Origin of the sequence: Achromobacter animicus (genome assembly GCF_902859585.1) — a bacterium.
Lineage (GTDB): Bacteria > Pseudomonadota > Gammaproteobacteria > Burkholderiales > Burkholderiaceae_B > Achromobacter > Achromobacter animicus.
Window position 1 is genome coordinate 338,689 of the sequence record NZ_CADIJM010000001.1, and the last position, 19,802, is coordinate 358,490.

Genomic DNA, 19,802 nt, shown 5'->3' on the forward strand with positions numbered 1-19,802 from the left:
CAATGCATCCTCAGACGGCCCAGCAGGCGCAGCCCAGCGCGCCCCAGAAACCTTTCAGGTCGGAAACGGGCAGCTTGCTGGCCCAGGCCCCGGCGTGCTGGTGGCCGTGGACGTTGCAGTCGTTGGCGCACGCGCAGGCAGCGGCCGCCTCGCGCAGGGAGGCCTGCAAAGGTTTGCCCTCGCTGTCGCCCCAGGCGCCGTAGCCGCCGAACAGGCGCGTGGGCGACCAGTCGGGCATGGCGGGCGGCGGGGCGGCCTCGTCGTGTTCGGAAAACTCGCCTGCGCCCCAGACGACCTTGCCCCCCACGACGGTCAGCAGGCTGCTGGTGTCGGCGATGTCGGATTCGGGGCACGAGAAGAAGTCGCGATCGGGCACGATCAGGTCGGCAAGCTGGCCAACGGCGATGCGGCCCTTTTTGCCCTGTTCGTTCGAGAACCAGGTGACGTTCTCGGTCCACATGCGCAGGGCGGCATCGCGATCCAGGCAGTTGCGCTGCGGCGTCAGCCGCAGGCCGCCCACCGTCTTGCCCGTGATGAGCCACGACAGCGACACCCACGGGTTGTACGAGGCGACGCGGGTGGCATCGGTGCCCGCGGACACGTTGACGCCTTTTTCAAGCATGCGCTTGACGGGCGGCGTGGCCTCGGCGGCACCGGCGCCGTAGCGTTCGACAAAGTATTCGCCCTGGTAGGCCATGCGATGCTGCACGGCCACACCGCCGCCCAGCGCCGCGATGCGGTCGATGGAGCGCTCGGAAATCGTCTCGGCGTGGTCGAAGAACCAGTTCAGCCCGGCCAGCGGAACGTCCTTGTTCACGCGTTCGAACACGTCGAGCGAGCGCGAGATGGTCTCGTCGTAGGTGGCGTGCATGCGCCAGGGCCAGCGGTTCTGCGCCAGGATGCGCACGACTTCCTCGAGATCGCCTTCCATTTCGGGACCCATCTCGGGGCGCGGCTGGCGGAAATCTTCGAAGTCGGCCGCCGAAAACACCAGCATTTCGCCCGCGCCGTTGTGGCGGAAGTAGTCGGTGCCTTGCTTGTACTGCGAGGTGGCCGTCCAGTTCAGGAAGTCTTCCTTTTCCTGCTTGGGCTTCTGGGTGAAGAGGTTGTAGGCCAGGCGGATCGTCAATTGATTGGCGTCGGCCAGTTGCTGGATGACCTGATAGTCCTCGGGGTAGTTCTGGTTACCACCGCCCGCATCGATGGCGCCGGTGACGCCCAGGCGGTTCAGGTCGCGCATGAAATGGCGCGTGGAATTGACCTGGTATTCGAAGGGCAGCTTGGGACCCTTGGCCAGCGTGGCATACAGGATCGATGCGTTGGGCTTGGCAAGGAGCAGCCCGGTCGGGTTGCCTGCCGAATCCCGGACGATTTCGCCGCCGGGAGGCGCGGGGGTGTTCTTGTCGTAGCCGACCGCGCGCAGGGCGGCGGCGTTGAGCAGGGCGCGGTCGTACAGGTGCAGGATGAACACGGGCGTATCGGGCGCCACCGCGTTCAGTTCCTCGATGGTGGGCAGGCGTTTTTCCGCGAACTGGTGTTCGGTGAAGCCGCCGACCACGCGCACCCATTGCGGCGCGGGCGTGATGGCGACCTGGCGGCGCAGCATGGCCATGGCGTCGGCCAGGCTGGTCACGCCGTCCCAGCGCAGTTCCATGTTGTAGTTCAGGCCGCCGCGGATGATGTGCAGGTGATTGTCGATCAGGCCGGGCAGCACGCCGCGTCCGTTCAGCGCGATAACGCGGGTGGCCGGGCCGGCCAGGGGCAGGATGTCGCTGGCGGCGCCCACACGCGTGAAACGGCCATCCTTGATGGCGACCGCGTCGGCGATGGGGTTGGCGGGGTCCAGGGTCGTGAAACGGCCCTGATGCAGGATGAGGTCGGGGGCGCCTTGGCGCGCGGGATCCAGGGTGTCAGCCATTGCGCTTGTCTCCACATGCATCGGCGGGTTGTTGGGTGGTGTCGGCGGACGCCTTGGGGCAGCTGGGCAATTCGCCGAACATATGCGGTTTTACCTGTTCGTGGATGAAGGACGTGCGGGTGGGCTCGTCCGCCAGCAGGCGCTTGACCAGCGGGGGAATCTGTTCCCCAGCCAGGATGCCCAGCAGGCCAACCAGCGCGATCACCGGTGGCGCCGGCGATCGCACATTGAACAGGGCGTAGATGATACCGACCAACAGGCCGAGACCCAAGGAAACGAGGTAGACCTTCATTGGCGCGCTCCTGTCAGCCTTCGTGAGCGTTGAACATGGACTTGGCGTAGATGATGCCCAGGCCATAGGCGCCGCCGAACTTCCGCGCAATGCCGGTCGTCATGTCGTAGGTGTCGATGCGGGCCCAGTCGCGCTGCAATTCCAGCAGGTACTGCAACGCGGTGACCGGCTGGCCGCCTGCCTGAACGATACGCTCAATGGCACGGTTATGGGCTTCGGCGGACACGTCGCCGCAAGCGTCGGTGATCACATAGACTTCAAAGCCCTGGTCCAGCGCCGACAGGGCCGGGCCGACAATGCACACGCTGGTCCACAGCCCGGCCAGCACGATGCGCTTCTTGCCGATTTCATTGACCTGCTTTATGACGGCGGCGTCTTCCCAGGTGTTCATGGACGTGCGGTCCAGCAGCGGCCGGCCGGGGAACGGGGCGGTGACTTCCTCGAACATGGGGCCGGAGAAGCTTTTTTCGGCAACCGTCGTCAGGATCGTGGACACGCCGAATCCGGCGGCCGCATGGGCGACCAACGCGGCGTTGCTGCGCAGCGTGACGGCGTCGATGGAATGGGTGGCGAACGCCATCTGCGACTGGAAGTCGATCATGATCAGCGTGTGATCGTGTGCGGACAGCAGCTTGGCGCCGGGGGCGGGGGTCGCAATGACAGGCACGGGTGATTCCTTCGGTTGCCGGGGTGTGGGACCCCTGCAATGTGCCAGCCGCCCGGCGGGCCGTATTGAACGATAGTCCGCCGGTTTGAAGATTGTGATCGCGGCTGGCGATCATTTCGGCAAAGACGGTCTGCATAGGCCGGGCGCATCGGCGAAACGCATTGCCGAAACGGTGTATCGCCACGGGCGCGTCGCTCGGTTACGCTGCTTCGGTCCCGGCGCGTCGCAACATTTCCTTTTCGGAGAATCCCATGGGCCTGGCTTTCCAGAACGACCTGCACGACGACTTCGGCATGCGGCCGGCCGCCTACATACCCTATGGCGGTGCAGATCTGGGGGAAATGCTGGCGGTGGGCCGGGCGGTGGGCGACGGGGACGACACCGCATTCTTCGAGGCCTGGATGGCGTCGGGTGATCGGTTGACCGCCGAGGCGCTAGAGGCCGAACGCCGCAACCTTGTTGCCAGCGCGCGTGAACTGCACTTGCGAGCCAGCGCCTTCTATTGCACGGCTTACCGGCCGCTATATGGCGCGCCGACGGATGCACGGTTGCTGGCGGCCTTTCGCAAGCAGATCGCGGCTTTCGACCGAGGCCTCGCGCTGTCTGCGCATCCCGTCATGCCCGTGGGTATCCCGCTGGACGGCGCGAATATGCCGGCCTATCTGATTCCGGCCGTCGGCCATCAGAAGGACGTCAGGCCGCTCGTCATCTTCACCAACGGTTATGACGCCACGGTGACGGATATGTATTTTGCAAGCGCCGTGGCCGCGTCGCGCCGGGGTTATCACGCCCTGGTGTTTGACGGGCCAGGGCAGGGCGGCATGCTGTACGAACAGGGCGTGACAATGCGGCCCGACTGGGAGACGGTGGTGCGCGCCGTGGTGGACTACGCGATCACGCTGCCTATCGTGGACGCCAAACGCATCGCACTCAGCGGCTGGAGCCTGGGCGGCCACCTGGCGCCCCGCGCGGCGTCCGGCGAACCCCGGCTGGCGGCCTGCATTGCGGACCCGGGCCAACGTAGCCTCGCGGGCTCGTTCCGGCCGTTGGCCGTCAAGCTGGGCGCCAGCCCGGAAAGCGCGCAGAACCTGGGTGAGGTGGACCAGCCCGTGATGGACCGCCTCTGGCAGTTCGTCACGGGCAGCCCCGTGCTGACGTGGAAGGTGGTGCAGCGCGGCTTCTGGGTGCACGGCGTGGACAATCTGCGTGACTACCTGCGAGCAATCGAGCCGTTCACCCTGGAGGGCCGGGTCGACCAGATTACGTGCCCGACGCTCATGACGCTGGCCGAAAACGACCCGCTGGCGTCTGGCACGCTGCAGTTCTTCGACGAGTTGCGCTGCCCCAAAACGCTGCTGCGCTTCACCGCGCAAGAGGGCGCGGGGGATCACTGCGAATCCGCGAACCGCTCCCTGTTGAACCGCCGCGTGCTGGACTGGCTGGACGGCGTGCTGTAGGGCGGACCGGGCCGCGCCCGCCGCGCTGCCTATAATTGCACCGATCCCCGCTTTTTAGACGGCAGTCCTGCCGTGCCTCATGTCGACCTTGCCTTTGCGCGTGCTGTCGGTGATTCCACCGATGACGCAGCTGAATACCCCGTACCCGTCCACCGCCTACCTGACCGGCTTCCTGCGTTCGCGCGAGGTCACCGCGTATCAGGAGGATCTGGCGCTTGCCCTGGTGCTGCGCCTGTTGTCGGCCGACGGCCTGCGCGCCGTGGCGCAGCGTATCGACGCGCTGCCCCTTGAAAAACACACGCAACCGATCCAGGCCTTCGTCGCCATGCAGGCGCGCTATCTGGCGACCATTGGGCCGGTGATCGGCTTTCTGCAAGGCCGCGATCCCACGCTGGCGCACCGCATTGCCGGGCGCAACTATCTGCCGGAAGGCCCGCGCTTCAGCTCGCTGGACGTCTATCTGGACGAGGATGGCGGCGATCCGCTGGCGTGGGCGTTTGGCGCGCTGGGCCTGCAGGACCGTGCCAAGCATTTGGCCACGCTGTATCTGAACGACCTGGCCGATGTGCTGCGTGACGCCATCGACCCGCGCTTTGAATTCGTGCGCTATGCCGAATCGCTTGCGGGCAGCCAGCCGACGTTCGACCCGCTGGCAGAGGCGCTGGCTGCACCGATGAACCTGGTGGACGAAACGCTGCGCGAACTGACGGATGCGGCGCTGGCGCGTCACAAGCCGACGATGGTTCTGCTGTCGGTGCCGTTCCCGGGGGCGGTGTATGCAGCCTTTCGCATCGCGCAGGCCATCAAGGCGCAGGACCCCACCATCGTCACCGTGCTGGGCGGTGGCTTCGTCAACACCGAGCTGCGCGAACTGAAAGACCCGCGCGTGTTCGATTACTTCGACTTCGTCACGCTGGACGCCGGCGAGCGCCCCTTGCTGGCGCTGCTGGAGCACGTGCAGGGCAAGCGGTCGCGCCAGCGGCTGGTGCGCACGTTCGTGCGCGATGCGGACAGCGGCGCGGTGCGGTACGTCAACCTGGTTGAACCGGACGTCGCGTTCGCCGAAGTGGGCACGCCCACGTGGGACGGCCTGCCGCTGGATCGCTACCTGTCGCTGCTGGACATGCTGAACCCGATGAACCGCCTCTGGAGCGACGGCCGCTGGAACAAGCTGACCGTCGCCCACGGCTGTTACTGGAAGAAGTGCAGTTTTTGCGACGTGGGGCTGGACTATATCGGCCGTTACGAGGGCGCATCCGCATCCGTGCTGGCCGATCGCATTCAGACCATCGTGGCCGAGACCGGGCAGACCGGCTTTCATTTCGTGGACGAAGCGGCGCCGCCCAAGGCGTTGAAGGCGCTGGCGGCCGAGCTGATCGAGCGCAACGCCGGCATTTCGTGGTGGGGCAACATCCGCTTCGAAAAGACCTTCAGCCCGGAACTGTGCGAACTGCTGGCCGACAGCGGCTGCATTGCGGTGTCCGGTGGCCTGGAGGTTGCGTCGGACCGGCTGCTGAACCTGATGAAGAAGGGCGTGTCGATCGACCAGGTGGCGCGAGTGACGCGCGCGTTCAGCGATGCTGGCGTGCTGGTGCACGCCTATCTGATGTACGGCTTTCCGACGCAGACCGTGCAGGACACGGTGGATGCGCTGGAATATGTTCGCCAGCTGTTCGAAAACGACTGCATCCAGAGCGGGTTCTTTCACCGCTTCGCCTGTACGGTGCATTCACCCGTCGGACTGAACCCGGACGAATACGGCATCACGCTCAAGCCCTTGCCCGACGTCACGTTCGCCAAGAACGACGTGGGCTTTCACGACCCCACGGGCGTGGACCACGACGCGCTGGGCAAGGGCTTGAAGAAGGCCATCTACAACTTCATGCACGGCATCGGCCTGGAAGAGGATGTGCGCAGCTGGTTCCCGTTCAAGGTGCCGCGCACGACGGTGGCGCGGCATCGGATTGCGCGCGCGCTGAGCCAGCGGGGGTAGTGGTCCAGGCCTGGCTTGCGTCGTTACAGCACGAAGCCGCCATCCGCAGTCAGGCTGGCGCCCGTGATGTAGCCGGCGTCGGCCCCCGCCAGAAATCCCGCAAGACCCGCGATTTCCGTCGATTTGCCCATGCGCCCCAGCGGAATGCGGGGAATGAGCTGCGCCGTCCATTCCGCCGTCAGGTCCGTCTGGATGGGACCCGGCTGGATGTTGTTGACGGTGATGCCGCGCGGCGCAAGGTCCAGCGCCGCGCCGCTGACCATCGCGGCGACGGCGGCCTTGGTCATGGCGTAGACGCTGCTGCCGGGCGAGCCGGTCCGGATGGCGGTGTTGCTGCCGATGGTGATGATCCGTCCGCCGTCGCGCATGTTGGCGGCCGACGCCTGGATGGCGAGGAACACGCCGCGCACGTTCACTGCCAGCATCTGGTCCAGCTCGTCGAGCGGGACTGCGCCGATCGGATTGGCGCGGTAGATGCCGGCGTTGACGACAGCGACACTCAGCGGCCCGAACTGTTGCACGGCGGTGTCCACTGCGCATGCGATGGCTTGCGGGTCGGCGCTGTCGGCTTCAATGGCCAGCGCGCGACCACCGCTGGCCTCGATGGACGCGACGACCGAGTTGGCGCTGTCCGCGCGGCTGGCGTACGTTAGCGCCACTGCATAGCCGGCTTCCGCGAGCCTAGCGGCAATGGCGGCGCCGATGCCGCGGGAGCCGCCGAACACGAGCGCGGCGGGGGATTCAAGGGGTGGGATTTGTTCCATGATGTGCACCGTTTTCAGTAGGTGCTTGCATCATCCCGCTGAACCCGCGCCCGTGCATCACCGGATTCAAGTCGCAGTGTGTGCGGCAGGAATCGCGGATACATGCCGGTACGATTCCCCTTGCTTGCGCGCGTTCCGGCCCGCCGTGTTGGCGCAAAGACGTGCGGAATCTGCCGCTTGATGCCGCCCCTCAGGCCGTCGGCGGTGCGTCCGGCACCGTGTTCAGCACCGGCTCAGCGGCCTCGGCGCCGTGTACCGCGTTGGTCAGATCCTCGGTCATTTCGTGATCGAGCGCACCCTGGATCAGGTCATCGGTCACGCGCAGCTCCACACCCACCGGCGACATCTGCGCGGCGGCCGCAAAGGGCGCCACGGGGGCGGGCGCGGGGCGTTCGTTGCGGCGCCAGACAAAGAACGTGACCAACCCCAGGTTCAACAGCGCAAAACACCAGAACAGGCCCGCTTCGCCAAACTTCGCCATGACCGGCGAAATCGCCAGCGGACTGAGCGCCGATCCCAGCGAGTTGATCAGCAGCAGCCCCTGGATCATACGCACCAGCGCGTCGGCCGGCGCGCGGTCGGCCGCGTGGCTGACGGCGACCGGATAGATCGCAAAGACGCCGCCGCCCAGCAGGAACAGCAGCGGCATCAACAGCGACGAGCCCGGCGGCAGCATCAGGATCAGCAGGCTGAGCACGGCGCAGAATACGGCCAGCGCGATCAGCACCACCTGCCGGTCTCGCAGATCCGACCAGCGTCCCACCGGGTACTGCAGCACCATGGCGCCCAGAATCACCGCGCCCATCATCTTGCCGACCTCGGCAACGTCCAGGCCGATGCGCTGCAGATAGAGCGGCAGCAGGGTGTAGACGGCGGCAATGGCCACGCCCGAGCCAAAGCAACCCATCACGCCCGTGGGCGTCATGCGCGCCAGATGCTGCGGCAGCAGCGGCTCGACGCGTTCGACCAGCGGCGACACGCGCGGAATGATCACCATGGGCAGCACGGACAGCGACGCCAGCAGGCCGGCCACCATGAACGGCGCCATGTCGCCCAGCCGGGTGATCGCGCCCAGCTCCAGCTGGCCCAGCATGCCCGAGCCATACAGCGCGATCATGTACAGCGCCAGCAGACGTCCGCGCATCTTGGCATCGCCCGCCAGCAGCAGCCAGCTCTCGACCACCAGAAAGACGCCGACGCTTGCCCAGCCGTTGATCAGGCGCAGCACGAACCAAGCCTCGCGATTGAAGATCAGGCCCTGCAGCAGCACCGTCACGGCGATCAGCGACGCAAAGCTGCTGTAGGCGCGGATATGGCCGATGCGCAGGATCAGGCGGTCATTGAAGATCGCGCCCAGGGTCAGCCCGATGAAGTACGACGAGGAAATGATGCCGACCACCGTGGCCGATTCGCCGGCGGCGTCCAACTGCAGGGTCGTGAGGGAAGAGATGAAAGCGTTGCCGATGCAGACAACGAACAAGCCAAGTAGGGGCCCGAGCACCAGGCCCAACAACTGCCGAGACATGAAATCCTCGATTTCCAGAACAGCAAAAGCATCCGGTGCGACCGGACAAACGATCAATGGGGTTTGGGGTAATGCGTCATGGTTCGCCTGGCTTGGGAGGGCAATGCCATGCGCTTGGGCGCGGGCCGGGTGGCGCGGGGCACGCTCGGCGGGAATCCGGCGCGGATTGTAGCGCTGATTGGCGGGGGGGCTGTCGGGCCCTCCGGGCGCTTGCGGCTGGCTTGCCAGATCGGGCTGAACCGGTCAGCATCGCGCCCCATGCGACCTTTGAACGAACTCATCAACGAAACCGAGCCGGCCTTGCCGCTCGTCCATGATTGGATTGCCGGTGCGGCTATTCAGTGTGAAATCCTGCCGCCTTCCCCACGCAACGACGACGTCCTGCTTGCGTTGCAAGTGACGACCCGGTCCCCGATGGGAGCCATCGCGCACGGCACGGGCGGCCTGCTGCTTGATGGCGGCTGGCTTCGCGTGCTGGGCAGCGGGCATCCGCGCCTACCGCGCCACCTGGCCGGCTGGAACGCGGGGCGGGCGGATGGCTTCCTGCTTGTGGCGGACGACGCAGCGGGCGGCTTCTTTGCGCTGAACGGCGGTGCGCTGGGCGATGATCCGGGCATGCTCTATTACCGCGCGCCCGACAACCTGCAATGGGAGGCGCTGGAGCTGGGCTACTCCGATTTCCTGCAAGCCATGCTGGCCGGACGGATCGAGGACTTCTATGCCGCGTTGCGCTGGCCCGAATGGCAAGCCGACGTGAAGGCATTGGGCCCGGATCAGTGCTTTTCGTTCTATCCGTTCCTGTGGACCCAGGAGGGCTCGCCGGCGGCCAGTTCGCGCAAGGCGGTCGATGTCGCCGAACACTACGCCCTGACATTGGGCGTTGACGTTGGGCATTGAGGTTAGGCATTGAGGTTGGGCATTGGCCCGGCCGGCTGACAGCCCGCCCGGCGCGCCGGCGCCCTACGTCAGCGCCATCCCGCCGTCCAGCCGCAGGTTGGCGCCTGTGACAAAGCTGCTCTCGTCACTGGCCAGATACAGCGCGGCGCGCGCCAGTTCGTCGGGGCGGCCCATCCGGCCCAGCGGAATGGCGGCGGCCATGGCGTCGTCCAGCCCCGCGCGCTGATCAGCGGGCAGTCCCAGCTTTTCCAGGATGGGCGTATCCACCGGGCCGGGGCTGATGACATTGACGCGGATGCGCCGCGCCTTCAGTTCCAACGCCCAGCTGCGGGCCATGGCTTCGATGGCGGCCTTGCTTGCCGCATAGACGGCATGGCCTTCCAGTACCTTGGCGCTGGCAATCGAGCTGACCAGGATGATGGACGCGCCCTCGTTCAGTACGGGCAGGGCTTTGGTCACGCCAAAAAACACCCCGCGCGTATTGGTGGCGAACTGACGGTCGAAGTGTTCGACGGACACCTGCGCCGACGGCTCCAGAATGGCGACGCCCGCGTTGGCCAGGTAGATGTCCAGGCCGCCGAAGCGTTGCCGGACGTCGGCGGCCACGCGGTCGTGCGTGTCCAGGTCGGCCACGTCCCCCGTGATACCCAGCGCGTCATGGCCGATGGCGCGCACGGCTGCGTCCACCGCGTCCTGCCGGCGGCCCAGGATGACGATCTGCGCGCCGGCCTGGGCGAAGGCGAGGGCGGAAGCGAGCCCGATGCCGCTGTTGCCCCCGGTGATGAGGGCGACTTTTCCCTGTAGTTGGGTCATGGTTTTTCCAGAAAGATGAAGGAAAGCCCACTCTATCTATTCCAGAAGGCGTTAAATAGGAGGTCTTTGTACAAGCACCTATTCCGCAAGGTCATCAATGGACATGCCGCCTGACGTCTCCGCGTTGGTTGCCTTTGCCACTGCCGTCGAGGCCGGCTCCTTCAGCAGCGCCGGCCGGATCCTGGGCACGTCGCCTTCTGCCGTGTCCAAGGCCATCGCGCGGCTGGAGCGGCGTTTCGGCATCCGGCTGTTCCAGCGCTCTACGAGAGTGCTGTCGCTCACACCCGAGGGGGCGGCCTACTACGAGCGCGTGTCGCCGCTGCTGCGAGCGTTGGATGATGCCAGCGAGGTGATGCAGCCGGCAGCGACCCCGCAAGGGCGCCTGCGGATCACGGCGCCCGGCGACCTGGGGCGCTTGCTGATGACGCCCATCGTCAACCGCTTCCTGCCCGCGCACCCGGACTTAAAGCTGGAAATGAGTCTTGCCGACCGCCATGTGGATCTGATCCGCGAAGGATTCGACCTTGCGATCCGCGCGGGCCGTGTCGCGGATTCGGAACTGAATGCGCGGCAACTGGCGCAACTGCCACTGACGCTGGTGGCGTCGCCTGCGTATCTGAAGCGGTGTGGCACACCGCGCAGCATCGGTGATCTGCCGCGCCACGCGCATGTGCGATATCTGCTGGCCGGAAGCCCTTTTCCCATCACGTTTGCATCGGGGGAGGTGGTGCGCCCGGAGGGCGTGTTCGACACCGACGACGGCACGGCGCTGCGCGCGGCCGCGTTGGGCGGCCTGGGCATTATCCAGATCCTGCGGCTGGCGGTCGCCGACGACCTTGCGGCCGGGCGGCTGACCGAGGTGCTGCCCGAGGCGCAATTGCCCCGCGTGCCGGTGTCCGTGCTGCACGCTTTCGGCCGCCACGCGCCCATGCGGGCGCGGCTGTTCATCGAGTTCATGGCGGATCAACTGCAGTCGCTTGCATAGCGTCATCCGACCGAGCGCAGGACGTGTGGCGGAATTAAAACAGGTCCACATCGAATCGTTTGCGCGAGCGCAAATTCTTCGCGCCCGCCAGGCTGACCACTGCCGTGTTAACGATATTTTTCGTAAGATAAGCGCCTATCATTCTCATTTGCATTGAACTTGAGGGCGTGGAAAGTGTCTGAGGAAAAATTGTTTTTGATGGATTCGCGGGTAGCGCGAATCGCCCCTGGCGTGGCGCTCACCCTGATGTTGCCGTTGCACGCGGCGTACGCGCAGGACGCGCAGCAGGCGACGACGTTGCAGCCGGTCACCGTGACGGCGGGCGCCTTGGGCGACGGGGACCTGCCACCGGTCTATGCCGGGGGCCAAGTCGCAGAAGGCGCGCGGCTCGGCCTGATGGGAAACCAGTCCGTCATGGACACGCCGTTCAACGTCACCAGCTATACGTCCGAACTCATCAAGAACCAGCAGGCGCGCACGCTGGCCGACGTCATGGCGAACGATCCGTCCGTGCGCTTCACGACCTCCAGCGGCCACGCCTACGAGAACTTCCGCATCCGGGGTTTCGACGTCAACCAGAACGACGTGGCCATCAACGGCATGTACGGCCTGGCGCCCATGGGCCGCACGCCCGTGGAATTCGTCGAGCGGGTTGAAGTGCTGAAGGGGCCCAACGCGCTGTTCAGCGGCATGGCGCCCAGCGGCGCGGTGGGCGGAACGGTCAATCTGGTCACCAAGCGCGCGACCGACACGCCCACGGCCACGTTCGGCGTGGACTGGCTGTCCGATGGGCAACTGGGCACCACGATTGACGCCGGCCGGCGCTTTGGGACCCGCAACGAATGGGGCACGCGCTTCAACGGTTCGTTCAGCGACGGCGCCACCACGCTGGACGGCCAGTCCAGAAAGCGCGAATTCCTATCGGCTGGCCTGGATTACCGCGGCAGCGCGCTGACGGCGTCCATCGACGCCTACCACAGCCAGGAATCATTCACGGGCGGCACGCCGGCCATGTTCTGGTTTGCGAGCCCGGTGGTGCCGGTCGCGCCCGATCCTCGCATCAACCAGTTCAGCACCGCCTACGGCAGCATCCAGAGCAACGCCGTCATGGGGCAGGCCGAGTACCGCTTCAATGAGCACGTGTCGGCGTTCGGGGGCGTTGGCCGGCGTGACAGCGACCAGTCCGGCCTCATCAACGGCACGCATGCCCGGCAGATCCAACCCAACGGCGATTTCACCGGCCAGATCGTAGGCCAGCGCGCCTACACCGACGCCACTACCGCCGAGGGCGGCTTGCGCACACGCTTCAAGACGGGGAGCGTGGGCCATGAACTCGTGCTGCAGGCGTCCTACCTCAAGCTCGAGGACGGATCTGCCACCGGTCCGGCATCGGTGTTCCGCTCCAACATCTACAACCCCATCACGCCGGTCATGCCGGCACTGCCGGGCAGCCCGCCCAAAACCAGCGAGAACACGCTGACCAGCCTGGCGCTGGTCGACACCATGTCGTTCCTGGACGACAAGCTGCGCGTGACCGGTGGCGTGCGCAACCAGCGCGTGAAGACCAGCAACTTCGACAAGACTGGCAAGACCACGGCGCGCTACGACGAAGACGCCGTGACGCCAGCGGTGGCCGTCGTCGTCAAGCCGTGGGGGCCCGATCTGTCGTTCTACGCGAACTACGTGGAAGGCCTGAGCAAGGGCGACAGCGTCACCGACACCACCGCGACCAACTTTGGCGAAGTCTTTGCGCCCTACAAGACCAAGCAGAAGGAGCTGGGTGTGAAGTGGAACGCCGGCACCTTCACCAACACGCTGGCGCTCTTCGAGATCGACAAGCCGATGCTCGTGACCGAAGGCTCCACCGCCCAGCCCACCTATGCGGACGGTGGCGAAAAGCGCGTGCGCGGCGTCGAGTGGAATACGTTTGGCGAGATCGCGCAGGGCGTGCGCGTGCTGGGCGGCGTCACGTACACGCAGGGTACGCAGGTCAAGACTTCATATGGCCGCTACAACGGCAATACTGCCGTCGGCGCGCCGCGCTGGCAGGTCAACACCGGGGTGGAATGGGATACGCCGTGGGTACCTGGCCTGACGCTGACCGGACGCGTCCAGGCGACGTCGCGCCAGTACGCGGATTCGGCCAACAACATCGATATCCCCGGCTGGGGCCAGGTCGACCTGGGCGCGCGCTATGCGACGAAGGTCAATGGCCGCGACGTGGTGCTGCGCCTGAACGTCAACAACGTGTTCAACAAGTATTACTACGCGGGCATCTTCAGCGACACCACGCCCATTGCGACGTTGGGGCCCGCCCGCAGCGTCATGGCGTCCGCCGCCATCACCTTCTGACAGGCGGCCTGCATGGCGTCCGCCGCGCCCTCCGTTCCAGCGATCGGGGCGTGCGGCGGACCCAGACATCATTTATTCCGGGGTGACCATGCCAGTCCTCATTCTTGCCAGCCTGATTGCCGTGTGCATCGGCTGCTTCTGCATCTATCGCGCATCGCCCAACCAGCAATGGGCAAGCGCCCCGTGGCCCGCCGCGCCCGCCCGCACGGCAGGCATCGCGCTGCTGGCGTTGGGCGGCTGGGGATGCTTGTACGGATTCACCGTGGTCACCGCGGTGTTCGTATTCTGTACGGCGCTGATGCTGTTCTTCTGCCTGATTCCGCATCTGGGCGTATTGCGTCGGATGTACGGCAGAGGCGTGCCCGGGGGAGTACGCGATGACGCCCGCTAAGCCCGCGCCCATCCGCCGTGACTGGGTCTCAAAGACCCTGGCCGGCACGTTGTTGGGATTCGTGATCGCCCTGGGCGGCAGCGCGCTGCTGGCCGCCTTGACTTCCGCCGTACCGCTTGCGACGCGCTCGCAGCTTGCCATGTGGCTGGTGCCGCCCGTGTGGCTGGGCATCGCGTCCACCGTCTACTTCTTCGGCAGCGGTCTGCGCGCCTGGTGCTGGCTGGGCGGGATCTGCCTGGCGCTGTACGGCGGGCTGTACGCGGCCGGCGCGTTATAAGCAGGAGGATCGCCATCATGCGAGCCGACTACATCCGCATCTACAAATCCGTCCATACCTGGACGGGCATTCTGACCGGCATGGCGCTGTTCATTGCGTTCTATGCGGGGGCGCTGACCCTCTTCAAGGAACCTATCGCGCGCTGGGCGTCGCCGCGGCCTGACGTGGCGATGGCGCCGCTTGACACCGCGCCCGACCTGATCGCCAAGACGCTGGCGGCGCGGCCCGACGTGGCCAAGGGCTTCACCATTCATCTGCAGCCCACCGAGAACGTGCCTGCGCGCATGGCATGGGAAGTGCGCGACCCGCAGGCCGACGACCATGACGAGTCATCCGTGCGGCATTATGTCGCCCGCCTGGACGCGGCCGGGGCCGTGCAGATCGGCGAGGCCGAGCCCAGCGGGCTGGGCAATTTCATCGACGTGCTGCATCGCGTGGTCGGTTTGCCGGCGGACAGCGACCCCAACCGCTGGTTCATGGGCGTCGTCGCGTCGCTGTATGCGATTGCGCTGGTGTCCGGCGTCATCGTCCTGATTCCTTCGCTGGTCAAGGACTTCTTCGCGCTGCGGGTGGGCAAGAACCGCAAACGCATGTGGCTGGACGCGCACAACGTGGTGGGCATCATCTCGCTGCCGTTCCATATCGTGATGGCGCTCAGCTCGGTCGTGTTCGCGTTTCACGATGGCATCTACGACATTCAGGACCGGATGATGTACGGCGGCAAGCTGGAATCGGTGTTTCAGCGCGGTGGTGGCGCTACGCCCGACGCCGCGCCGCGCGATCCGTCCGCCATGCTGACGCCGCAAGAGTTGCTGCAGCATGCGCGCAGGCTGTCGCCATCGTTCGAGCCCATTGCGCTGCAGTACACGCAGGTGACCGCGCCACGCGCCATCGTCCGCATCTGGGGCAAGGACCCGGCCGCGGTGTCGCCCCGCGCCCGCGGCGGCTTCGTGGCGATGGACCCGTACAGCGGCAAGGTGCTCAACACTGACTACCTGCCGGGTCGCCAGGATGCGGCCAACCTGTGGGTCAGCAGCTTCTTTGCATTGCACATGGCGTCCTTCGGCGGCGCGGCGGTGCAGTGGTTGTATTTCCTGCTGGGGCTGGCGGGCGCGTGGCTGTTCTACAGCGGCAACCTGCTCTGGATCGAGTCGCGGCGCAAGCGCGCGGACCGGCGAACCGGCGCGGTGCCGGTGCAGCGGCTCGACACGCGGTTGATGGCGTCCGCGACAGTGGGCGTGTGCCTGGGCAGCGTGTGCGGCATTTCGCTCATGATGTTCGCCGCCAAGGGTTTGCATGGGAATGTCGCCGACTTGGACATGTGGATCAAAGGGCTGTACTACGCGGCGTTCTTCGGGGCCATTGTCTGGTCGTTCTTGCGAGGCGGTGCCGCGGCGGCGGTGCATCTGCTATGGCTGGCGGCCGCGTTCACATTGGCAATTCCGTTGACTTCACTGTTGGGCGTGGTGGCGCCGTCAACCGGCTTGTGGGCGCACTCGTCGGCAGCAACGTTGGGCGTGGATGCGACCGCGCTGGCCATGGCGCTCGGGTTCGCATGGAAGGCGCGAGTCACGCAGCGACGGCTGGCGCACGGCGAGGCAGATAGCGCGTGGGCGCTCCGGCGCTCGCGCCCCGAGGCGGACACCACAGCTGAAACGCACGCTTGAGCGCCGGGCCGCCGGCCCGGCGCCTCATACAAGCAAAAAACCGCGCGCTATTGCAGATTTTTAGTCTCTGTGCCCGGCGATCCAATCCTCGTTAAAACATGAATACCAGACAGATCTGATTCAGTCAGAGTATTTGTGCTCAATGTTTATTCGGAAGGGTTTTCTAGCATTGCCCCCTAATGCAAACGTCCTGCGTCGAGCGCGACCAATTGAAATTGGCTGCGCCGCTCCCGGTCCACTCGCTGGGCGTGATGACGACGCGGATTTATCAGCCAATCCAAGCAGGGGGGAACATGCGTTGCAGGTGCGATTCTGTGGAAAGCGGCGTGCATGCGGTTTCAAAGGCAACCGGTCACGCAAAAATAAAGAAATCCATATTCGTTGATCGCGGGAACGCCGGTCCAGGTGCTTTCAGACACCGCCGTGCAACGTGTTTCATCGCGAGCGTGGCGTTGCTGGCGCCGGTTTCGGCGCTGGCGGACATTATCGGTGAAAGCGGTGTCGCCGGCTTGGGTGGCACATCCGGCATGCGCGGCGGCGATGGCGGCGCCGGGCACACCGCTGTCGTTATCACGGACACCACGCCGTTCGAGAACGCGGAACGTCTGATCGGCGGCGCGGGGGGCGGTGGCGGCGGTGGCGGCGGGGGCGGGGGCCAGGTAAGCGGCAGCGGCGGAGCCGGCGGCAATGGCGGCCAGGGCGGACACGGTGTCGAGCTGTCCGCGGACGGCGCGGTGTTGACCAACCGGGATCTGATGCAAGGGGGCGCCGGTGGCGGCGGCGGGGGCGGCGGCGGCAGCGCGTTCAACATGGGGTCGGCCGCCGGGGGGCGAGGTGGCGATGGCGTGGGCGGCGCGGGCGGCGGCGGCGGCGGTGGCGGCGATATTCCCTTGAATGGAGTGCCTATGCTGCCAGGCGACGGCGGCAACGGCGGTCAGCCAGGGCTGGATGGCACCGTGGGCACCGCTTTTTATGGCGCCGGCGGCGGCGGTGCGGGCGGCAGCCTCAATCCGTTTGGCTGCGAAAGCGGCAACGGCGCCGATAGTGGTTGCGGTGGCGCGGCCGGGGCCGGCGGCGGGTTGGCCTACGGCGCGGGTGGCGGGCAGCCTGGCGCCTCCAACAACCTGAATGGCACGAACGGCGCGAACATCGTTTCTTCCCGGACCGGCGCCGGAGGCGGAGGTGGCGGCGCGCCCGGTGGCCTGGGGGGCAGAGGCGGCGGCGCCGAAGGCGGGCCTACGGGGTCAAGCGCTGGCGGCACGTCGTTGGGCGGCTATGGCATACACGTCGTGGGCGCCAACACTGTGATCACGAACGCCGGCCGCATTGTCCCGGGCACGGGGTCGGAGCAATCGGTGGCGATCCTGTACGCCGACACGGCCCACAATTCAGTGCTGAGGTTGCAGGCCGGCAGCGATATCCAGGGCACCGTGGATGCCACCCGATCCACCAACAACACGCTGGTGCTTGACGGCACGGCAGGCGTCGACCCGACGACCGGCGCTTCAATGGCTTTCGACGTTTCGAAGTTGGGCGCTGCGGGGGGCGTTGGCGCCAACAAGGACGTGTACCAGGGCTTCTCCGCTTTCGAGAAAGCCTCCGAAGGCACCTGGCAATTGGTCCATGCGCCCACGCAGGCACGCACCGCGTGGCGCATCACGGGCGGCACATTGGCCATCACCAGCGGCGACAGTCTTGGCAGCACGCTCGATGCCGTGACGCTGGACGGCGGAACGCTGCAGCTCCAGGACAACGCGGCCCTCCACCATGATGTGGTCGTTGACAGCACGGGCGCGATCAGCGTCGACGACGGACAGCAGTCAGTGCTGCACGGCGTGCTGACCGGAGACGGCAGCGACTTTGCCAAGACGGGCGGGGGCACCCTGGCCATCGCAGCCGACGGCAACTTCCACGGCGTCACGCATATTGACGACGGCACGCTGCAACTCGGCGCGGGCGGCACAAGCGGCGCCATCGGAAGCGGCGCCTTCATCAACCACGGCACGCTGGCGTTCAACCGCGCGGATGACTTCGTGTTCGGCAATGCGATCGCCGGCACAGGGAACGTGGTGAAAGCGGGCCCGGGCCTGACGACGCTGACGGGGCCGCTGACTTACACCGGCTTGACACTGCTGAACCAGGGAGAACTGGCCATTGACGGTACGACGCTGGGCTCGATGTCAAGCGCGGCGGGCGTCATGGCAAAGCTCCCGCCGCAACACACGCTGACCTTGCGCAATGCAGAGTTGAACGGCTGGATGCATGTGCCGGACACATTGAACGTGGATGCCTCCAGCCGCTGGAACATTTTCACCGGGCCGGACAATCCCGCATACAACCCCGTATACGCGACCACCAGTCACGGGACCATAATTAGCTTCGCTGGCGAGATCAACCTTGCCGGCCGCATCAACTTCATGCCGCCCGGCACGGCCAATGGCCTATCCGGCGGCAGCGTGCTGGTCGCCGACAACCTGAACGGCCAGGACGGTATCGTCCAACTGCATGTGCAGTCGACGGAAACCGGATTCACCGATCTCATTCGGCTCAACGGCGGCGCCGTCGGAACGACACATCTGGTTCTGCAAATGGATGAATCCTCCGTTGGGGACGCGCTTACCGGCGACGGCGTGATGGTTGTCCAGGCAAATGGCCTGACCGACAACGCGTTCGTGCAACGGGAGGAAACGCCAGGGGCAAACCGCAGAGGGGCTTTTCTCTACCGGTTGCAACACGGATCAAATGTTGTCAATGGCGTACAGGCTGCTCCGCATAATTGGTATGTGCGCAGCGAAGCGCGGCCCGAGGTTTCCCTGTATTCCCAACTGGGCAATCAGGCCGCGCGCCACGGAGAACTGACCGTCGGCACGCTGAATGACCGGATGGGGGCCACGGAAAGCCTGGCCCGCAAGGTTTACCCCATCGTGTGGGCACGCAGCCTGGCGGACTTGGGGCGTAATCACGGCAGCAGCGCCGGACTGGCCGCGCAAGACGTCGCGACGCGCTCCAGGCTGGCGGGCGTCCAGCTTGGAACCGACGTCTATGTAAACTTTCAAGGCTTGTCGCGGCGCAGTGCGGGGGTCTTTGCGTCAGCCAGCACCATGAAGACCGACGTGGACCATTATCTGGAAGTCAGCAAAGAAACCGTCGACGCGGGGCGCAGCGAGCAGACGGCGTATAGCTTGGGCGGCTACTTCACGCTGCTGGATGGAAAGGGCAGCTATCTGGATCTGGTCACGCAGGTCAGCCGCTACGACGTCAAGGCCAATTCGGCTGCGGGCGCAGGTCAGTTGACGACCACGGGGTGGGGCGGCTTGATCTCCGCGGAGGCCGGGAAATCATTCACCGTCGGCGACGACGCCAGCAACCTCCGGCTTGAGCCCCAGGCGCAGGTGATCTATCAGCGGATCAAGTTCTCGGGCAGCCAAGACGACGCAAGCGCGGTGGAGTTTCCCGGCGTGAACAGCTTGACGGGCCGACTGGGCCTGCGCCTGTCCAAGACATGGGATGCCGATTCCGCCAAGGCCAGTACGGCTTGGGCGACGGTCAACCTCCTGACCACCGCAGGCCACTCGTCAAGCCGCTATGCGACGGCCACGCAGGGCGACATCACCTTCAAAAACAAACTTGCGGGTCCGCGAGCGGGTCTGACGCTGGGATACGACAGCCTGCTGGGCGGAAATACCTTCCTGAATGTTCAAGCCGGCACGGAGCAAGGTATCGGTAGCCGCAAGTCCAGCAACTACAACCTCAACGCCGGGATCAAAATCATTTTCTAACGATGGCGGAGCATCGCGCGCGCTA

The 19,802-nt window shown here is 65.9% G+C and carries 15 protein-coding genes; 9 read left to right on the plus strand and 6 right to left on the minus strand.

Annotation, left to right across the window (positions count from 1 at the left end; genetic code table 11):
• Positions 1 to 10: 10 nt before the first annotated feature.
• Genes HV681_RS01530 through HV681_RS01540 form a run of 3 tightly spaced genes read right to left on the minus strand, consistent with a single transcriptional unit; the run spans position 11 to position 2,877 of the window.
• A complete protein-coding gene (locus tag HV681_RS01530) occupies positions 11 to 1,918 on the minus strand; it encodes an amidohydrolase (RefSeq protein WP_175121386.1) in 1,908 nt (635 codons plus the stop codon).
• The gene (locus HV681_RS01535) at positions 1,911 to 2,210 is read right to left on the minus strand and encodes a XapX domain-containing protein (protein WP_175121387.1); all 300 of its coding nucleotides are present in this window, start codon (positions 2,208 to 2,210) and stop codon (positions 1,911 to 1,913) included. Before HV681_RS01535 ends, HV681_RS01530 begins: the two co-directional genes overlap by 8 nt.
• A gap of 13 nt (positions 2,211 to 2,223) precedes the next feature.
• Entirely contained in the window at positions 2,224 to 2,877 is a 654-nt protein-coding gene (locus tag HV681_RS01540) for a hydrolase (protein ID WP_175121388.1), read from the minus strand.
• A gap of 251 nt (positions 2,878 to 3,128) precedes the next feature.
• On the opposite strand from HV681_RS01540, the gene HV681_RS01545 reads away from it, so the two are divergent.
• Entirely contained in the window at positions 3,129 to 4,334 is a 1,206-nt protein-coding gene (locus tag HV681_RS01545) for an alpha/beta hydrolase family protein (RefSeq protein WP_175121389.1), read from the plus strand.
• A 79-nt stretch (positions 4,335 to 4,413) separates the two neighbouring features.
• Positions 4,414 to 6,327 carry a B12-binding domain-containing radical SAM protein gene (locus HV681_RS01550; protein ID WP_175121390.1) on the plus strand — a complete coding sequence of 638 codons (1,914 nt, stop codon included), beginning with the start codon at positions 4,414 to 4,416 and terminating at the stop codon, positions 6,325 to 6,327.
• Between the two features lie 23 nt (positions 6,328 to 6,350).
• On the opposite strand, the gene HV681_RS01555 is transcribed toward HV681_RS01550, so the two are convergent.
• Complete coding sequence (locus HV681_RS01555) at positions 6,351 to 7,091, minus strand: SDR family oxidoreductase (RefSeq protein ID WP_175121391.1); 741 nt, start codon at positions 7,089 to 7,091, stop codon at positions 6,351 to 6,353.
• A 190-nt stretch (positions 7,092 to 7,281) separates the two neighbouring features.
• On the minus strand, positions 7,282 to 8,616 hold the full coding sequence (locus tag HV681_RS01560) for an MFS transporter (protein ID WP_175121392.1): 1,335 nt from the start codon (positions 8,614 to 8,616) through the stop codon (positions 7,282 to 7,284).
• Positions 8,617 to 8,874: 258 nt separating this feature from the next.
• Here HV681_RS01560 and HV681_RS01565 point away from each other — a divergent pair, with 258 nt between their 5' ends.
• Complete coding sequence (locus HV681_RS01565; RefSeq protein ID WP_175121393.1) at positions 8,875 to 9,513, plus strand: DUF2625 family protein; 639 nt, start codon at positions 8,875 to 8,877, stop codon at positions 9,511 to 9,513.
• Positions 9,514 to 9,576: 63 nt separating this feature from the next.
• Here HV681_RS01565 and HV681_RS01570 read toward each other — a convergent pair whose 3' ends face one another.
• Positions 9,577 to 10,326, minus strand: a complete 750-nt coding sequence (locus HV681_RS01570; protein ID WP_175121394.1) for a glucose 1-dehydrogenase — start codon at positions 10,324 to 10,326, stop codon at positions 9,577 to 9,579.
• A gap of 103 nt (positions 10,327 to 10,429) precedes the next feature.
• Here HV681_RS01570 and HV681_RS01575 point away from each other — a divergent pair, with 103 nt between their 5' ends.
• The 6 genes from HV681_RS01575 to HV681_RS28005 all read left to right on the plus strand — a co-directional run bounded on the left by HV681_RS01575 (position 10,430) and on the right by HV681_RS28005 (position 19,777).
• Positions 10,430 to 11,311: a LysR family transcriptional regulator gene (locus HV681_RS01575; RefSeq protein ID WP_254594859.1), complete on the plus strand. Its 882-nt coding sequence runs from the start codon at positions 10,430 to 10,432 to the stop codon at positions 11,309 to 11,311.
• Between the two features lie 198 nt (positions 11,312 to 11,509).
• On the plus strand, positions 11,510 to 13,663 hold the full coding sequence (locus HV681_RS01580; protein ID WP_175121396.1) for a TonB-dependent receptor: 2,154 nt from the start codon (positions 11,510 to 11,512) through the stop codon (positions 13,661 to 13,663).
• Between the two features lie 88 nt (positions 13,664 to 13,751).
• The gene (locus HV681_RS01585) at positions 13,752 to 14,054 is read left to right on the plus strand and encodes a hypothetical protein (RefSeq protein ID WP_175121397.1); all 303 of its coding nucleotides are present in this window, start codon (positions 13,752 to 13,754) and stop codon (positions 14,052 to 14,054) included.
• A complete protein-coding gene (locus HV681_RS01590) occupies positions 14,041 to 14,331 on the plus strand; it encodes a hypothetical protein (protein ID WP_175121398.1) in 291 nt (96 codons plus the stop codon). The genes HV681_RS01585 and HV681_RS01590 overlap by 14 nt, the downstream gene beginning before the upstream one ends.
• A gap of 17 nt (positions 14,332 to 14,348) precedes the next feature.
• Positions 14,349 to 15,998 (plus strand): PepSY-associated TM helix domain-containing protein, encoded by a 1,650-nt coding sequence (locus HV681_RS01595; RefSeq protein ID WP_175121399.1) that lies wholly within the window; start codon positions 14,349 to 14,351, stop codon positions 15,996 to 15,998.
• A 179-nt stretch (positions 15,999 to 16,177) separates the two neighbouring features.
• Positions 16,178 to 19,777 (plus strand): autotransporter outer membrane beta-barrel domain-containing protein, encoded by a 3,600-nt coding sequence (locus HV681_RS28005; protein ID WP_175121400.1) that lies wholly within the window; start codon positions 16,178 to 16,180, stop codon positions 19,775 to 19,777.
• Positions 19,778 to 19,802 lie beyond the last annotated feature (25 nt).